15 protein-coding genes and 1 other annotated feature are annotated in these 16,181 nt (G+C 50.7%); all 15 genes read right to left on the bottom strand.

Translation table 11 applies throughout. The features are described 5' to 3' along the window. Positions 1–145: 145 nt before the first annotated feature. The 15 genes from ileS to ftsA all read right to left on the bottom strand — a co-directional run bounded on the left by ileS (position 146) and on the right by ftsA (position 16,109). On the bottom strand, positions 146–3,238 hold the full coding sequence (ileS, locus tag ACAN56_RS14050) for an isoleucine--tRNA ligase (protein ID WP_379143496.1): 3,093 nt from the start codon (positions 3,236–3,238) through the stop codon (positions 146–148). Between the two features lie 153 nt (positions 3,239–3,391). Continuing rightward, complete coding sequence (locus tag ACAN56_RS14045) at positions 3,392–4,348, bottom strand: hypothetical protein (RefSeq protein ID WP_379143494.1); 957 nt, start codon at positions 4,346–4,348, stop codon at positions 3,392–3,394. Positions 4,349–4,713: 365 nt separating this feature from the next. Beyond that, positions 4,714–4,992 (bottom strand) — a binding site (T-box leader). Between the two features lie 126 nt (positions 4,993–5,118). Continuing rightward, positions 5,119–5,604 (bottom strand): DivIVA domain-containing protein, encoded by a 486-nt coding sequence (locus ACAN56_RS14040; protein WP_038595344.1) that lies wholly within the window; start codon positions 5,602–5,604, stop codon positions 5,119–5,121. 274 nt (positions 5,605–5,878) lie between these two features. After that, positions 5,879–6,661 (bottom strand): YlmH family RNA-binding protein, encoded by a 783-nt coding sequence (locus ACAN56_RS14035; protein WP_038600456.1) that lies wholly within the window; start codon positions 6,659–6,661, stop codon positions 5,879–5,881. A gap of 4 nt (positions 6,662–6,665) precedes the next feature. Further along, entirely contained in the window at positions 6,666–6,935 is a 270-nt protein-coding gene (locus tag ACAN56_RS14030; protein WP_038595345.1) for a YggT family protein, read from the bottom strand. Positions 6,936–6,942: 7 nt separating this feature from the next. Beyond that, the gene (locus ACAN56_RS14025) at positions 6,943–7,386 is read right to left on the bottom strand and encodes a cell division protein SepF (protein WP_038595346.1); all 444 of its coding nucleotides are present in this window, start codon (positions 7,384–7,386) and stop codon (positions 6,943–6,945) included. Next, a complete protein-coding gene (locus ACAN56_RS14020; protein WP_379143796.1) occupies positions 7,386–8,078 on the bottom strand; it encodes a YggS family pyridoxal phosphate-dependent enzyme in 693 nt (230 codons plus the stop codon). The genes ACAN56_RS14025 and ACAN56_RS14020 overlap by 1 nt, the downstream gene beginning before the upstream one ends. A gap of 9 nt (positions 8,079–8,087) precedes the next feature. Beyond that, the gene (gene pgeF, locus ACAN56_RS14015) at positions 8,088–8,945 is read right to left on the bottom strand and encodes a peptidoglycan editing factor PgeF (RefSeq protein WP_038595348.1); all 858 of its coding nucleotides are present in this window, start codon (positions 8,943–8,945) and stop codon (positions 8,088–8,090) included. A gap of 166 nt (positions 8,946–9,111) precedes the next feature. Next, entirely contained in the window at positions 9,112–9,423 is a 312-nt protein-coding gene (locus tag ACAN56_RS14010; RefSeq protein WP_038600462.1) for a YlmC/YmxH family sporulation protein, read from the bottom strand. Positions 9,424–9,616: 193 nt separating this feature from the next. Further along, entirely contained in the window at positions 9,617–10,399 is a 783-nt protein-coding gene (sigG, locus tag ACAN56_RS14005) for an RNA polymerase sporulation sigma factor SigG (protein WP_038595349.1), read from the bottom strand. A gap of 78 nt (positions 10,400–10,477) precedes the next feature. Then, positions 10,478–11,197, bottom strand: a complete 720-nt coding sequence (gene sigE, locus ACAN56_RS14000; RefSeq protein WP_038595351.1) for an RNA polymerase sporulation sigma factor SigE — start codon at positions 11,195–11,197, stop codon at positions 10,478–10,480. A 128-nt stretch (positions 11,198–11,325) separates the two neighbouring features. Beyond that, positions 11,326–12,273, bottom strand: a complete 948-nt coding sequence (gene spoIIGA / locus ACAN56_RS13995) for a sigma-E processing peptidase SpoIIGA (RefSeq protein ID WP_038595353.1) — start codon at positions 12,271–12,273, stop codon at positions 11,326–11,328. A gap of 308 nt (positions 12,274–12,581) precedes the next feature. Beyond that, the gene (locus ACAN56_RS13990) at positions 12,582–13,550 is read right to left on the bottom strand and encodes an Rpn family recombination-promoting nuclease/putative transposase (RefSeq protein ID WP_379143489.1); all 969 of its coding nucleotides are present in this window, start codon (positions 13,548–13,550) and stop codon (positions 12,582–12,584) included. A gap of 122 nt (positions 13,551–13,672) precedes the next feature. Beyond that, complete coding sequence (ftsZ, locus tag ACAN56_RS13985; RefSeq protein WP_038595356.1) at positions 13,673–14,785, bottom strand: cell division protein FtsZ; 1,113 nt, start codon at positions 14,783–14,785, stop codon at positions 13,673–13,675. A 61-nt stretch (positions 14,786–14,846) separates the two neighbouring features. Beyond that, a complete protein-coding gene (gene ftsA / locus ACAN56_RS13980) occupies positions 14,847–16,109 on the bottom strand; it encodes a cell division protein FtsA (RefSeq protein WP_038595357.1) in 1,263 nt (420 codons plus the stop codon). Between the last annotated feature and the right edge of the window lie 72 nt (positions 16,110–16,181).

Below are 16,181 nucleotides of genomic sequence, written 5' to 3'. Positions count from 1 at the left end.
CAGAAACGGCTTCCTGATCAGCGGTACACATACCGCCAATCTCGAAAGCCCCTGCCCTATGCTAAAGGCCTGGACGTTTCTTCTTATGCCGCTAGTATATGTCATTTGGAGACAAGCGATACGGGGATCAGCATTTACCTTCTCTTTAGGCTCCGATATGGATACCAATGGATCTGCCGCCGGCATCCACCGTTTCAAATGGATGCGCTCCGTCAAACTCCACGTTAGTCACAAGTACATTTTCACGCAGTACATGTTCAAAAGCAGTCACTGCCGCTTTCAGTTCATCATCCAGCTGCAGCGTGAGCGCAATCCGTTTCTCGATCGCCAGATCTAGGCGTTTGCGGTAATCCTGCACTGCACGGACAATTTCGCGGACCCAGCCCTCCTGCTCAAGTTCAGGAGTGATTTCCGTGTTCAGTGCTACCGTAAGCCCGTAACCGGAGGCTGATGCAAAACCCGGTTTGGCCTGCTTCTCAACAAGCAGCTCCTCGGCAGTAATCTGCAGTTCTTCCCCTTCCGGCGACACGATGGCAATCACACCGTCCTGTACCGCTTTGCGGGTAGCGTCGCTGTCCATCCCTTTCAGGTAGCCTTGCAGGAAGCCTACGCTCTTGCCGTATTTTTTACCGGCTACCTTCAGGTTCAGCTTCAGCGTAAAATCAACAAACCCGCTGTCGCTGTTCTCCAGCACAATTCCCTTGACATTGATTTCATCCTTGATGATCTCTTCATAATCCGTTACATCAAAGCTGCCGTCCAGGGAAACGATCAGCTCGGACAGCGGCTGGCGTGTCTTGATGCCAGTCTCGTTGCGCACGTTGCGGGCAAGCTCGACAATGCCTCTGGCACTCTCCATATCCCGCTCCAGCTCAAGATCGATCAGACTCTCGTCGGCAGCCGGATAATCCGCCAAATGTACGCTTTCCCCGCCGCCAAGGTTGGTATAGATATCTTCCGACAGCATCGGTGTGAATGGAGCCATCAGCGTAGCCGTTGTGAGCAGCACATGTGTCAGCGTACGGTAAGCGTCCAGCTTCTCTTCGTCAAGCCCGCTGCCCCAGAACCGGTCGCGTGAGCGGCGGATATACCAGTTGCTCAGTTCATCCACGAAGTTCTCAATCGCTTTGGACGAATTAACGAAGTCGTTGATGGCGAGGCCTTTTTCCACAACTAGAAGCAGACTGTTCAAGCGGGAGAGAATCCAGCGGTCGAGCTTATGCCCGGATACCTTGAACGGATGCTCTGCAGGGTCGTATCCGTCAATACCGGCATAGAGCGTCAGGAACGCATGCGTGTTGACCAGCGTATCCACAACCTTGGATTTGGTCTCACCAACCAGACCGCGCGAGAAACGTTTGTTATTCCACGGCGCACTGTCGGACAGGATCGCCCAGCGGAAAGCATCGGTGCCGTATTCGTTCATGATTTCCCAAGGGTCAATGACATTGCCTTTGGATTTGGACATTTTTTGGCCGTTCTCATCGAAGATGTGGCCGTGGGCAATAACTGCCTTGTAAGGCGCTTTGCCCTTGAACAACGTCGATACCGCAAGCAGGCTGTAGAACCAGCCGCGTGTCTGGTCAATTCCTTCACAGATCATATCTGCCGGATACTGGTCAGCGAATCTATCTTCATTCTCGAACGGATAGTGGCTTTGGGCAAACGGCATCGAGCCGCTGTCAAACCATACGTCGATGACCTCAGAAGTACGCACCATCACGCCGCCTTCGCTGAACGGGCTGCGCAGCTTGATGTTGTCTACATATGGCTTATGCAGCTCGATATCCTCAGCGACTTCGCCGATCGCCATCGAGCGGAGTTCAGCGATGCTGTGCGGCGCAAATTCTTTGCCGGTGTCCTGGCAAACCCAGACATTCAGCGGTGTGCCCCAGTAGCGGTTGCGGCTGATATTCCAGTCCACCAGCTCTTCCAGGAACTTGCCGAAGCGGCCTTCGCGCACATGGTCAGGATACCAGTCTACGCTGTTGTTGTTGGCGATCAGCTGATCTTTGATCGCTGTCGTTTTGATGAACCAGCTGTCTGTCGCATAATACAGCAGTGGAGAATCGCAGCGCCAGCAGAACGGATAGCTGTGCTCGTATTTCTCTTTATTGTACAGCAGCCCTTTTTCGGACAGCACCTTGATGATATCTAAATCGCAATCTTTCACAAACCGTCCGGCAAAATCACTTACCACATCAGTGTATTTACCGGAAGTATCCACCACATTGACAAAGCTGATGCCGTTGTCGCGGCAGCTCTTATAGTCATCCTCACCATGTGCCGGAGCCATATGCACGATCCCGGTACCGCTGGAATCCGTTACGAAGGATGCAGCAACAATCACATTATGTTTCTCCGCCTGGATATAGCTAAACGGCGGGGTATAGCTTTGACCGATAAAGTCAGAGCCTTTGTGCGTAGAAAGAACCGTATACTCCCCTTTCAGTACCTCTTCCACGAGGTTCTTGGCCAGCACGTATACGCCGTCTTCCTGCTGCGCACGGACATATTCCATCTCCGGGTTCATCGCCAGCGCCATATGCGCCGGAAGCGTCCAAGGGGTGGTCGTCCAGGCCAGGACATAGTCGCCGCTGCCATCCAGCTTGAACTTGGCCGTTGCACTGAGGTCCTTCACCGTCTTATAGCCCTGCGCCACTTCATGGGAGCTCAGCGTTGTCTGGCAGCTCGGGCAGTACGGGCTGACGCGGTGTCCGCGGTACAGCAGACCTTTCTCATGCACCGTAGCCAGGATATTCCACACACTTTCGATGTACGTATTATCCAGCGTCACATACGGATTATCCAGATCGGTCCAGTAACCGATCGCTTCCGTGAACTCACGCCACTGCTTCTCGTAACCAAATACGCTCTCTTTGCACTCTTTGATGAACTTCTCCACGCCGTACTCTTCAATTTCCTGCTTGCCGGAGATTCCGAGTTTCTTCTGCACGCCGAGTTCAACCGGCAGGCCGTGAGTGTCCCAGCCCGCTTTTCGCACAACGCGGTAGCCCTTCATCGTCTGGTAGCGGCCGATGAAATCCTTGATGACCCGGCCCAGCACATGCCCGATATGCGGTACGCCGTTAGCTGTCGGAGGTCCTTCATAGAACACATAGTTCGGACGGCCCTCGCGGTTCTCCATGGATCTGCGGAACGTATTCTCATCGCTCCATTTCTTCAGAATGCGGACATCTCTTGCCCGCGCTTTTTCTCTGACATCTACTTTTTGCATTGCTGGTCAATCCTTCCTTGGTTTAGTCTATAAAGCTGCTCGATCCCCCTAAATCCCCCTTAGCCAAGGGGGACCCCGAGGGCCCCGGCCCTCTGGACACCCGGAATATTGTCTAAATTCCAGGGAGAGGCGGATGTAGAGTTCATTTTGGTGTTATCCCCGCTTGTCGCCGCAAGCGGCCCGCTTTACCTCAAGCACGCTAGGCGCGCAGCACTTTCGCAAGGTTTGCTCTTGCTCTTGCTCTTGCTCTTGCTCTTGCTCTTGCTCTTGCTCTTGCTCTTGCTCTTGCTCTTGCTCTTGCTCTTGCTCTTGCTCTTGCTCTTGCTCTTGCTCTTGCTCTTGCTCTTGCTCTTGCTCTTGCTCTTGCTCTTGCTCTTGCTCTTGCTCTTGCTCTTGCTCTTGCTCTTGCTCTTGCTCTTGCTCTTGCTCTTGCTCTTGCTCTTGCTCTTGCTCTTGCTCTTGCTCTTGCTCTTGCTCTTGCTCTTGCTCTTGCTCTTGCTCTTGCTCTTGCTCTTGCTCTTGCTCTTGCTCTTGCTCTTGCTCTTGCTCTTGCTCTTGCTCTTGCTCTTGCTCTTGCTCTTGCTCTTGCTCTTGCTCTTGCTCTTGCTCTTGCTCTTGCTCTTGCTCTTGCTCTTGCTCTTGCTCTTGCTCTTGCTCTTGCTCTTGCTCTTGCTCTTGCTCTTGCTCTTGCTCTTGCTCTTGCTCTTGCTCTTGCTCTTGCTCTTGCTCTTGCTCTTGCTCTTGCTCTTGCTCTTGCTCTTGCTCTTGCTCTTGCTCTTGCTCTTGCTCTTGCTCTTGCTCTTGCTCTTGCTCTTGCTCTTGCTCTTGCTCTTGCTCTTGCTCTTGCTCTTGCTCTTGCTCTTGCTCTTGCTCTTGCTCTTGCTCTTGCTCTTGCTCTTGCTCTTGCTCTTGCTCTTGCTCTTGCTCTTGCTCTTGCTCTTGCTCTTGCTCTTGCTCTTGCTCTTGCTCTTGCTCTTGCTCTTGCTCTTGCTCTTGCTCTTGCTCTTGCTCTTGCTCTTGCCTTTGCTCTTGCCTTGGGCCCCCGGCCCGCGATCCCGTCAGGGCAGCGCTGGGCCGGGTTACCCTCGCGGCGGGGCGCAGCCGCCGCAAGCTGTCTTTGCCCTTGCTCTTGCCTTTGATCTTGCCCTTGCCCTTGCTCTTGCCTTGGGCCCCCGGCCCGCGATCCCGTCAGGGCAGCGCTGGGCCGGGTTGCCCTCGCGGCGGGGCGCAGCCGCCGCAAGCCGTCTTTGCCTTTGCCCTTGAGCAGGAAAGGCCCCGCAGGCGTACCCGCCAGGGGAGCCTAAGAAGGGGCGCTCCCCCGTCGAACAAATCCCTACCCGTCCGCGGACGCCACTCTCTGCACAATGCCCTTGTTGCGGGTGTCCAGAGGGCGGCCAGCCCTTGGGGTCCCCCTTGGAAAGGGGGATTTAGGGGGATCGCGCCCCGCAACAACAAAAACGAGCGCCATCCCGCCCCCAAGGGGCGAGACGACGCTCGCGATACCACCCTAATTCTGTGCTTCAGGCACATCCTCAGGGGGAGTGTATTCAGCACAATCTCAGTTCCGCGCAGACAATCTAAACGCGCGGGTCCGGGATAACGTCCGGCAGACGGCTAAACTTACGCACGAATTAACGCTTCAGCTCAGCTTCTAGGGGAAGATCTTCCGGCAAGGTGTGAACAATCGGCTCGCAGCAAACACCGACTCTCTGGAGAACGTAACCTTATCGTACTTGTCCCGTCATCGAATGATTATGGTACAGATATGTTTTAGTTATAGACGTTTTAAGACAAAATGTCAATATTCATAGCCACGGTATAACTGTGGCCGGAAAACAAGAAATATTCATCTCACATGATATGCTCAGCATTTTAGAAGGTTAAAGCACGTTCTCACTGACTTCGCGGCTCTCCAGGGCGTTCCAATCATCCTGAGACAGCAGTTCAAGCTGTGCTTCGACGAGAGTCCGGAAACGGGTGCGGTAGATAGAGGCTTGCTTGCGCAATTCTTCCGTCTCAATCGCTACTTTCCGGGATTTGGATAACGCTTCGTTGATAATCCGGTCAGCGTTCTTTTCCGCTTCCTTGATAATCAGCTGTGACTCCTTTTTGGAGTTGTTCTTGACATCATCTGCCGCTTCCTGTGCGACGATGATTGTCTTGGACAAGCTTTCTTCAATATTCACAAAATGATCAAGGCGCTCTTGAATAGACAATAGCTGATTGTGCAGCTCCTTGTTCTCACGAATGACACTTTCGTAATCCTTGATTACCTGATCCAGAAATTCGTTGACCTCGTCTTCATCATAACCGCGGATTCTCCGGGAGAATTCCTTGTTATGTATATCGAGCGGCGTTAATGGCATGCTGTGCACCTCCTAGAAATTTCGGACCTCTTATGCCCATAGAACATAATTTGTCCCGGCAGACAAAGAAGAAAGACTGTACTTTAAGAAGAAACGAACATGCCTGTCTGGATAAAGCGGCAAGTGTTTCTGCAAGAAAATTAAGGCTGGTTATCATTCCGAATGCCGTTTAAGGATCCGCCTCTTCTACAAGTATCGGCGCCCAGCTTTCAAAATGTTTGCTTCCCTAGAGATAATGAATTTCGACAAGCAAATCCGGATTCCTGCAAACGATTCAGACAAATTTGCCAACCTGAACCCGGTAACGGCCTTTTTTCGTCAAACTTCCGATCTCCAGAACCTTAAAACGGCCAAAACCTTGAATGGAGACCATATCGCCGTCTTTAAGTCCACAGGAGGGGTCTTCCTCCACCTTCCAGTTCACCCGGACCCTTCCGGCTTTGATCGGGGCAAGTATCTTGCTCCGGCTGAGCCGGGTCACATCCGCAGCGATCCCATCAAGCCGTAAGGAAGCCACAGTCAACTCCATGATCTCAAGCTTAACCTCACTGCTCCGCAAGCCGGACAATGGCAGAATCTCTGTGCTGACATTAATCCGGTGTACTCCGGTTAAATTCACGTCCAGGAAATTGGCGATATCCGCCGCCACTACAACATGACAGCCATCCTCAAGCACATGTATATCACCGATTTTGCCTCTTTTGATGCCCAGTCCAAGAATTGAACCCATATAATCGCCATGCTCCAAAGCCAAAAACTTCTGTTCCCCGGAGGTGATGGCAAGCACCTTGAGTTCCATATCTTCTTCTGAAAGGTCACGGTAATCTGGTGCCACCATCGCCCGTTTCCGCTCAGCATTTTCTGAGCCGCCCTCCCATCTTATAGTAACATCGGGATGACGGTTCACAAGACTCTGCAGAATATAACTCTGACGGGGATCCAGAAATTCAGTCAGCTTGAGCTCATGATACTCTCCTGCATGAGTGACCCATTCCCAGGCCTTGTCCACAAATTGCCGTTCGTCAGGGTGAAAATGACCATAGATTTCATTCTTCATGTCATTAACGGAAGAGCAGGCCCACAATGGAGTGCACGCCGCCTTCCGCAAATTGAAGCACAATCAGCGCGATGATCGGGGAAATATCCAACGTTCCGAACAGCGGCGGAATAATCCGGCGGAATGGACTCAGAAAAGGCTCCACGAGCTTGCCGAGCAGCTCTCCGATGAAATTGTCACGGACATTGGGCAGCCAGGACATGAGGATATAGAAGAAAATCATGTAGTAGTAGATCTTGAAAAGTAAATTAATAATTAAATCGATTTGGGACAAAGCCCGTTCACCTCATTCTGTTGTAGTCTTGATCGTCACCCAGAATTTCCGTTATGGAACCTTGAATTTCGACCGTATCCGGTGTGCACATAAATATATTGCCCCCAATTTTGGAGATTCCTCCACCCAGGGCATAAACAGTTCCGCTGAGAAAATCAATAATCCGCATTGCCTGGTCATTGCGCACGCGCTGCAAATTAATTACGACTGTGCGGTGCGAACGAAGATGGTCGGCAATTTCCTGAGCTTCGTCATAAGAACGGGGCTCATAAAGCACTACCTTCACATTTTTTTGCGAATGGATACTGACGACGTTGGCCCGCTGGTTTTTACGGTTTTCTACAGGGGCGGGCTCGTATTCATCCTCTTCACGGGAAATCTGCTCCCGCTCCACAATTTCCTCTTCCTCCTGCAAGCCCAAAAAGCTCATAAACCGGTTCATCACGCCCATCAAGCTCCCTCCTCATGACCTACTAATACCGTTCCCAGGCGCACCCAGGTGGCTCCTTCCTGTATCGCCACTTCAAAATCATTCGACATTCCCATCGACAGCTCTTGTATAGGCTCAGGTGTCAAAGCTAGCAGATTGAGCGCATCGCGCAGTTCGCGGAGTCCGCGAAAGACCGGGCGGGTAAGCTCGGGATCCCCTTCATAAGGCGCCATCGTCATAAGGCCGATTACTTTCACACGATGCAGAGGAGCGATTTCACGCAAAAATCCAGGCACCGCTTCAGCAGATAAACCAAATTTCGTATCTTCTCCCGAGATATTCACCTGAAGGAAGACGTTTACGTCTATACCGGCGGCCTCGGCCTTCTTGTGCAATTCCTGTGCCAGTGATAACCGGTCCAAAGAGTGTATATATTGAAATTTGCCGATAACGTCCTTTACCTTATTGGTCTGCAAATGACCGATGAAATGCCATGTGCCTTTGTTGCCCAGGGCGTTCCATTTATGTTCGGCGTTCTGCCAGCGGCTTTCGGCAATGTCCTCAAGACCCGCTTCCAGCACAGCGGATACCGTTTCCAGCGATACATATTTCGTCACTGCGATAACCTTGACGTCACTTGCATCCCTGCCGCTTGCCGCGCAAGCCCGTTCCACACGTTCCTCGACCTCGGCTATTCTTTCTTGCAGTGTCAAACCCAACTTTCAGCTCTCCTTTATTCCGATCCAGCTCGTCATTCTTCCTGTAACCCCGTTTTCCTTACGGTATGAGAAGAAGAGATCACTGTTACAGCTTGTACACCAAGTTGTACATTCGATATGAGTCGGCAATATTCCTGCTTTAATCATAATGCGTCGATTCATTTCTTTCAAGTTCAGCATGCTTTTGCTGTCATCTGCATCCGACTTCCTGTATAAGAATGGAGCGTTCTCAGCCAAATTCAGTGTGCTAAGTTCATCCTCCAACCGGCGGACATGATTCATTACATAATCATCGACCTCATAACAGCATTCACCGATAGAAGGTCCAATGGCTGTCAGAATATCTTTTGGACGGCTGCCGTAGACCTCACCCATTGTGCTGACCATAGCCCCGGCAATTTCTGCTACAGTCCCTTTCCAGCCCGCATGCGCAAGGCCGGCCACCTGCTGCAAAGGATCATAGAAATATAGCGGCACACAGTCCGCATAAAAGGAAGTCAGCAGCACCCCCGGCACATTGGTCAGCAGCCCATCAGTGGACTGAAAGGCGCTTGCTCTGTCCAGATTGCCGTATCCTTGGTTCTCTTTGGTAACAACCGCAATATTTTTCCCATGAGTTTGTTCCCCGCATGTCCATGAATCCAGTGTAAAACCGAGACTCTCGGCGAGCATCCTCCGGTTGCTGATCACATCTTCCACGTCATCGCCGACATGAAGAGCACAGTTGAAGCTGTCATACGGCGCCTTGCCCGCACCACCTTGTCTTCCTGTAAAGCCGGCAGTAATTTGGGCATATGCTGAACACCACGGCTTCAGATGAAGCTGCACAGGCGTTCTGTCGATTTGTACGAACGGTTCCATCTTCTCACCTCCGCCTAAGTGTACCACAAGACCTCCCCACAAAGTGTTGTTAAGACCTCGAAGCTTACTCAAGTACTTTACAAAGCCTCCGAACAATCTCCCGGTTATGGGCTGTACTTCTTACATAAGCTCTATACCCGTTTCCGCTCAAAAAAGACGCACCCAGTTAATATGTGCGCCTTTCACTGCGGTCTCCCCGTTCCAAATACATAGTTTCCCGCTCTTCCTGACCTTGGGGCATTCTGGACTCCTCTATCTTTACGAGCACAACATCAGCACCAATCTTAACGATATTCCTCCAGGGAATGATCAAATCAGCGCCACCTCCAAAGAGCCCCATAAAGCGTGTATACCCGGGCACAATGATTGCGTCAATGACTCCGCGGCGCAGATCGAGCTCCAGATCACTGATTTGCCCGAGCCGCTTACCATCAACAATATTGATGACATCCTTGGTCTGAAAATCGGAAATTTTCATTTTTTTGCCTGTTCCTATTGAATCCTCGTTCACCTCGCCACCCCTGTACTTTCAGACATATAGTCCAATATATGTTGTTCGGGCTTGGCAACATGCAATGCAATATATATTTTCCAATACGGTTCTACATACAAAGGGGTATCCAGAAGGGTTATAGCCTCCTGGATACCCCTGCTTCATCTATCGCTGTTACTCAGGTCTTCACATGCTTTTGCATTTGCTGGATGGCCGATTTCTCAAGTCTGGAAACCTGGGCTTGAGAGATCCCAATCTCATCGGCGACCTCCATCTGGGTCTTGCCCTCGAAGAAACGCATGGACAGTATCCGCTTCTCGCGTTGTCCCAGTTTGCGCATCGCTTCCCTCAATGCAATTTCCTCAATCCAAGAGACATCTTTATTCTTATCGTCGCTAATCTGGTCCATCACATAAATCGGGTCCCCGCCGTCATGGTAGATTGGCTCGAACAAGGAGACCGGGTCCTGGATGGCGTCTAAAGCAAAAACCACATCTTCTTTCGGAACTCCCAGCGCCTCGGAAATTTCAAAAATCGTCGGCTCCCGGGAATTCTGGTTCGTCAGACTGTCACGCACCTGCAGCGCCTTGTATGCGATATCCCTGAGCGAACGTGATACCCGAATCGGGTTATTATCGCGCAGATACCTGCGGATTTCACCGATAATCATCGGCACCGCATAGGTGGAGAACTTCACATTTTGCGATAAATCAAAATTATCGATGGCTTTCATCAACCCGATGCAGCCTACCTGGAACAGATCGTCAACGAACTCTCCCCGATTATTGAACCTTTGAATAACACTAAGAACGAGTCTAAGGTTACCATTTACCAATTTCTCTCTGGCGGATCGCTCGCCCTGCTGCTGCAGCGAAGTGAACAGCTCCCGCATTTCCACGTTTGTTAGTACGGGCAGCTTGCTGGTGTCCACACCGCAAATCTCGACTTTATTTCGGGTCATGATGATTTACCTCCCAAGGAGAAACATTACTGTACATTATCTCCCCGGTCCGGCATTTTATTCCTTGCTGATTTATGCTTACACCATCTTGTTAAACTCCTTGCGCAGCCGCTTGATAATTCTTTTTTCCAGACGCGAAATATAGGATTGGGAAATACCCAGCAGATCGGCCACATCCTTTTGCGTTTTTTCTTCTCCCCCGCGCAGTCCAAACCTTAGCTCCATAATCAGGCGTTCCCGCTCACTCAGCTTCTCCAGCGCCTTCTGCAGCAGCTTCCGGTCCACTTGCTCTTCGATGTTCCGGTAAATGGTGTCGTTCTCGGTGCCAAGCACATCGGAGAGAAGCAGCTCGTTGCCGTCCCAGTCAATATTTAGCGGTTCATCAAAGGACACCTCACTCCGTGTCTTGCTGTTGCGCCGCAAATACATCAGTATCTCATTTTCGATGCAGCGTGAGGCATAGGTAGCCAGCTTGATTTTTTTCTCCGGATCAAACGTATTGACCGCCTTGATTAGTCCAATGGCCCCGATAGAGACAAGATCTTCAATGTTGATGCCGGTGTTCTCAAATTTCCGGGCAATGTATACAACGAGCCGCAGGTTGCGCTCAATCAGCATGGCCCGGACTGCCGCATCGCCGCTGGACAGCCGCTGCAGTAAATACTCCTCCTCTTCCCTCGTCAAGGGAGGAGGCAGCGCCTCGCTTCCACCGATATAATAAATTTCCTGGCTTTTCAGCCCCAGCAGAAACAGCATGCGGTAATATTGCAGTTGCAGCGCTAACTTCCATTTGACCATTCTTGTTCCTCCTCCAAGAAGTACACAGTAACCCTGTGATATTTCTTATCCCATCCATTTCCCTGCTGCCCTGCCCCAATTCCCTTTGTCCAATATTAGGATTGAAATGCCAAATGCTTCTGCGGTTATCAGCATGGCAGCGCTGCGTCAGCAGCCTGTTCTTTTTGGGCGAGGTCAGGATGTATGACCGCCCGGTACGCGCCGTCTCCCGACAGTGTCCCGCCATCCAGCCCGATGAGCACCCTTTTGCTGTAAAAGGTCTCCTCACCCAACTGTATCTTCACAAGATCCGGCTTCAGCGCAAGCATAAAGGATGAACCACGGTTGATGCCCCTATAAGGGACAAGCCGCATCCTGTCCTGCCAGGCAAAAGACTGCCCGTCCGTTTCCAGCAGAAGGGTGTCTGCGCTCGTCTGTGTCAGCCTCCCTTTCCATGAAGCAGGCAGATGGCCTTCCCAGAGCGACGCCTCCATCACCATTACCGGAATCCGCGTCAACGGATCACTGAGCCGGTTCCCTGTATCCAGCAGCCCTGGACAGACCACAGTTACGCCGTCAATTTCCACAGTTACCTCACCAATGTACGATTCGAGCTGCTCCCTGCGGACCCGTGAAGAATGGAAGAGCTTAAAGAGGAGCAGTACCAGCGGTAAGACCGCAAGCACAAACCAGAAACCGATCTTCATCCGGTATGCTTGGCCTCCTGAAGAGGTAAACAGAATACCCTTCCAGATGTCGCCTGAGCTCTGCAACAAATAGTGAATACCTACAATGCCGCCGGCTGCTGCAAAATTAATAATATAAAAGGCCCCCAACACGCGGAGGTAGCTTTGCAGACTCCTGAATCCAAAGGCAATCCACAGCATGACTACCGACAATCCGAACTTAATGAGGAAGGTATAGAGAAAAGACAGCTCCGGTACGAACATCATCACTACATAAAGCGCGCCAACCAGCGCGGAGAGCGCCAATCTCCACCTGGAGGCCTTAAGCTTGACCAGCCAGCCTGTCAGCCATAGAAGAATGCCATCGATCAGCAGATTGGCAGCGAAAATCAAGTCAATATAAACTACCAATGCATTCACCTGCCTAAGGGCTGCTATCTATCCTCAAGGCCGGGGATCAGGCTCTCTTTTTGGACGATAAGATTAGTATAGGAACTCTCGCATTCAAAGTCTGTCTAAACTTGGGGGGCGTTCTTGAGGTTTTTTTGTCGAGTTATAGCGTGACAGAGTTAACTTGAGAGGCTGGAGCTGCTCGAGGCTTATCAGTACAGCATAAACCTCTACATGACAAGTGGAAACGGCTTAGCCGTCCTTATCTTTTAATAAAAAAAGCCAGCCTCTAAATCTAAAGGCTGACTTCAAAATTCCTAATCTTAAATTCACTTCATAGACTCTAATTCTTCATCTGTAAGCCCCGTTGCCGTTCGGATCGCATGATAATCCAGTCCCATCGCAAGCAGATTTCTTGCCACTTCCAATCTGGCTTCTAATTTCCCCTGTAACTTCCCTTCCAACTTCCCTTCCAGCTTCCCTTCCAGCTTGCCTTCCAATCTACCCGCCAGCTTGCCTTCCGCCTTACCTTCCTCTATACCCGCAGCTCTTCCTACCGCTCTTCCCTCAGCCAACCCTTTGGCAAAGCCCTCTGTAAGCGCCCCGTCTCTTTGCGAAGCCTCATCCAGCAAAAACTTCTGGCGGGCTTCATACTTCATGCGGGCCTCCTCATCCTGGCTCAGGAATTGCAGCGTATCCATTGCCTTTTTCAAGACAGGCTCATTCATGCTAAGCACCTCCCAATTCGAATCGTCTATTCCTTTCAGAAACAGCAGCCAATTGACCAAACCGCCTTCACCGGGAACAGGCGTATGCTCCAGCTTCGGCAGCTCCAAGAAATGAATTTCAATATCGTCTGCAAGCGGAGTTCCATTCCTATCTTCCCGCAGATGAAACACACTATGAGTATGTTCATTGGGCAAAACTTTATAATTTAATATATTGATGGTCACACATTTTTTGAGATCCTTATACTTACCCGTCTCCTGCAGCTGGCCCGAATATCGTTTGCTCCAGTAATAGAGCGTGCGTTTCTCAATATCATATTTATTAAACAGCTGCATTTCAATATTAATCAACTTGCCTTCCTCGGTCTTGGCCCATATGTCGAATATCGATTGCTTATCCAGCGGATCATCCTTATCCGTGTATGGATTCAGCAGCACCACTTCATTCAGCGGAGGTTCCCCTGCATCCGAAAAAATACCGTTAAGAAAAGCCAACAGCACATCCTTATTGCCCTCGCTTGCAAAAATACGTTTAAATACAAAATCAACCCGGGGATCAAGCAGTTTCATTGTATCCTCTCCCGCTACTAGTATTATAACAGCCGGTAAACCAAAAAACACCGTATCCACCCATAGCTGATCGCTTGGGAGATACGGTGCTTCCGTAAATCTATTTACACTATACTATTTTATTAGTCGTTATTGCCGCGAGTACGGTTGCGCAGGAATGTTGGAATGTCCAGCTGGTCTGAGGCTGTCTGATTGCCAAACGGACGCAGATTGGCATTCTTATCCGGCGCAGCAGGTTCGCTACTCGCCGATGGACGGCGGGCTGGAGCAATCGGTGAAGGTTTGTGTTCAAAGCCGGTAGCGATTACCGTAACTTTGATTTCATCCTTCATGCTTTCCTCAATGATGGCACCAAAGATCATATTCACTTCAGGATCCGAAGCAGAGGTAACGATCTCGGCTGCTTCATTCACCTCATACAGGGAAAGGTTGGAACCCCCTGTAATGTTCATGATCACGCCGCGAGCACCTTCAATGGAGGTCTCCAGGAGCGGACTCATGATCGCTTTGCGGGCCGCCTCCGAAGCACGGTTCTCGCCGGTGGCGATACCGATACCCATAAGCGCTGAACCGCGCTCCGTCATAATTGTCTTCACATCGGCAAAGTCAAGGTTGATCAGGCCGGGAACCTGAATAAGGTCGGAGATCCCTTGCACCGCCTGGCGGAGTACATTATCCGCTTCACGGAATGCCTCCAGCATTGGGGTTTTCTTATCCACAATTTCCAGCAGTCGGTCATTGGGAATCACGATCAGTGTATCGACCTTTTCCTTGAGCGCCTCGATGCCAAGCTCTGCCTGATTTGCACGTTTTCTGCCTTCAAAAGTAAACGGACGGGTCACGACGCCAACCGTCAATGCTCCGCACTCTCTGGCAATCTCAGCAATTACAGGCGCTGCGCCCGTTCCGGTACCCCCGCCCATACCTGCGGTTACGAATACCATATCTGCACCTTTAAGCGTATTTGAAATCAGATCGCGGGATTCTTCAGCCGCTTTCTTCCCCACCTCAGGATTGGCTCCAGCGCCAAGTCCGCGGGTCAGTTTATCCCCGATTTGCAGTTTATGCTCCGATTTGGCCATATGCAGCGCTTGGGCATCTGTATTAACTGTGATGAATTCCACACCCTGAACGCCATTTTCAATCATCCGGTTGACAGCATTGCTACCGCCGCCGCCCACGCCGATGACCTTTATTTGCGCCAAGCTCTCCATTTCAAAATCAAATTCCAACATATTGTTCCATCTCCCCCTCAATGTGCTTGGATGGCCAGTCCAAGTATATCTGGACTTACACTTATATGAACTCGCTGAACATATTCTTTAGACGTTCCACCAAACCCGGCTTCGAAACGGCTTCCTGATTCGGAGCTGCATTCTGCTTGTTCCGGTTGACCGTCTTTTTATTCCCGCTGCTGCTGTTTCCGCGTCCGCGGAATCTGCGGACAACGTTATGCAGGATGCCTACTCCTCCGGTAAATCCGGGATCGCGGACTCCGATATAATCCGGCACCGCAACGCGCACAGAGGCTGATAGTTCAGTCTGGGCTGCTTTTAATACCCCCGGCATAGATACAGTGCCACCCGTTAGTATATAACCTCCGGGAAGCTCATTGTAACCAAGCCGCTTCACTTCCTGACGAATCAGATGGAAGATTTCCTGCACTCTCGGTTCAATGATCGCTGCAAGATCTTCCTGATTAAATTCTTTTTCCACATTGCTGCCGATCCGGAGCACCTTGAACACCACGTCAGAAGCGGCGTCGTCAATCCAGGCGCAGCCATACTTCAGCTTCACCTTCTCCGCCTGATCAGTAAGTGTACGGAGTCCGTATGCGATATCATTGGTTACAAATTCTCCGCCGATCGGGATCGTGGAGGTGGCACAAAGGGAACCTTCTTCATATACGGCTATCGTCGTTGAGCCCGCACCGATGTCAACCAGCACGGCGCCCATTGATTTCTCATCTTTGGAAAGCGCTAATCCGCCAGCTCCAAGAGACATCAGTACAAGATCTTTGACTTTAAGTCCTGATTTCTCTACGCAGCGAAGCAGATTATGTATTGGCGTTTTAGCCCCGGTAATAATCGTCGCTTCCACTTCCAGACGAACTCCGATCATCCCGCGGGGATCCTGGATTCCTTCAAGGCCATCGACGATATATTGCTTGGCGACAACATCAATTACCTCGCGTTCAGGAGGCAGTGCAATAACTTCTGCTGCCTTGATTACACGATCGATATCATCTTCGCCGATTTCACGATCCTCATTCTGAACGGCCACAACACCATGACTGGATTGAAGCCCGATATGATTGCCGGAAATGCCGACATAGACCTCGGATATTTGTATACCGACCATTTGCTCCGCATGATCTACAGCACTCTTGATCGATTGCACAGTCTGGTCGATATCTACAATCGCACCTTTTCGTATTCCTTCCGAATCAGCAGATCCAACGCCAATAATATTAAAGGTTCCATTAGTAACTTCCCCAATAATTGCCCGAACTTTGGATGTACCGATGTCCAAACTAACAATGATGTCATTGTTGCTCAAGCCCTATGGCACCTCCTGTTATTATCAAAATGAAATGTAAAGCTGATTTAGTTTTTGGTTTCCATTGAAGAA

It is taken from the genome of Paenibacillus paludis, assembly GCF_042610515.1.
GTDB lineage: Bacteria > Bacillota > Bacilli > Paenibacillales > Paenibacillaceae > Paenibacillus_AQ.
This window is presented reverse-complemented; position numbering and strand designations above follow the sequence as displayed.

Coding starts and splice junctions, on each gene's coding strand:
- ileS (WP_379143496.1), bottom strand. CDS start 3,238: ATGCAAAAAGTAGATGTCAGAGAAAAAGCGCGGGCAAGAGATGTCCGC.
- ACAN56_RS14040 (WP_038595344.1), bottom strand. CDS start 5,604: ATGCCATTAACGCCGCTCGATATACATAACAAGGAATTCTCCCGGAGA.
- ACAN56_RS14035 (WP_038600456.1), bottom strand. CDS start 6,661: ATGAAGAATGAAATCTATGGTCATTTTCACCCTGACGAACGGCAATTT.
- ACAN56_RS14025 (WP_038595346.1), bottom strand. CDS start 7,386: ATGGGCGTGATGAACCGGTTTATGAGCTTTTTGGGCTTGCAGGAGGAA.
- pgeF (WP_038595348.1), bottom strand. CDS start 8,945: ATGGAACCGTTCGTACAAATCGACAGAACGCCTGTGCAGCTTCATCTG.
- ACAN56_RS14010 (WP_038600462.1), bottom strand. CDS start 9,423: ATGAAAATTTCCGATTTTCAGACCAAGGATGTCATCAATATTGTTGAT.
- sigG (WP_038595349.1), bottom strand. CDS start 10,399: ATGACCCGAAATAAAGTCGAGATTTGCGGTGTGGACACCAGCAAGCTG.
- sigE (WP_038595351.1), bottom strand. CDS start 11,197: ATGGTCAAATGGAAGTTAGCGCTGCAACTGCAATATTACCGCATGCTG.
- ACAN56_RS13990 (WP_379143489.1), bottom strand. CDS start 13,550: ATGAAACTGCTTGATCCCCGGGTTGATTTTGTATTTAAACGTATTTTT.
- ftsZ (WP_038595356.1), bottom strand. CDS start 14,785: ATGTTGGAATTTGATTTTGAAATGGAGAGCTTGGCGCAAATAAAGGTC.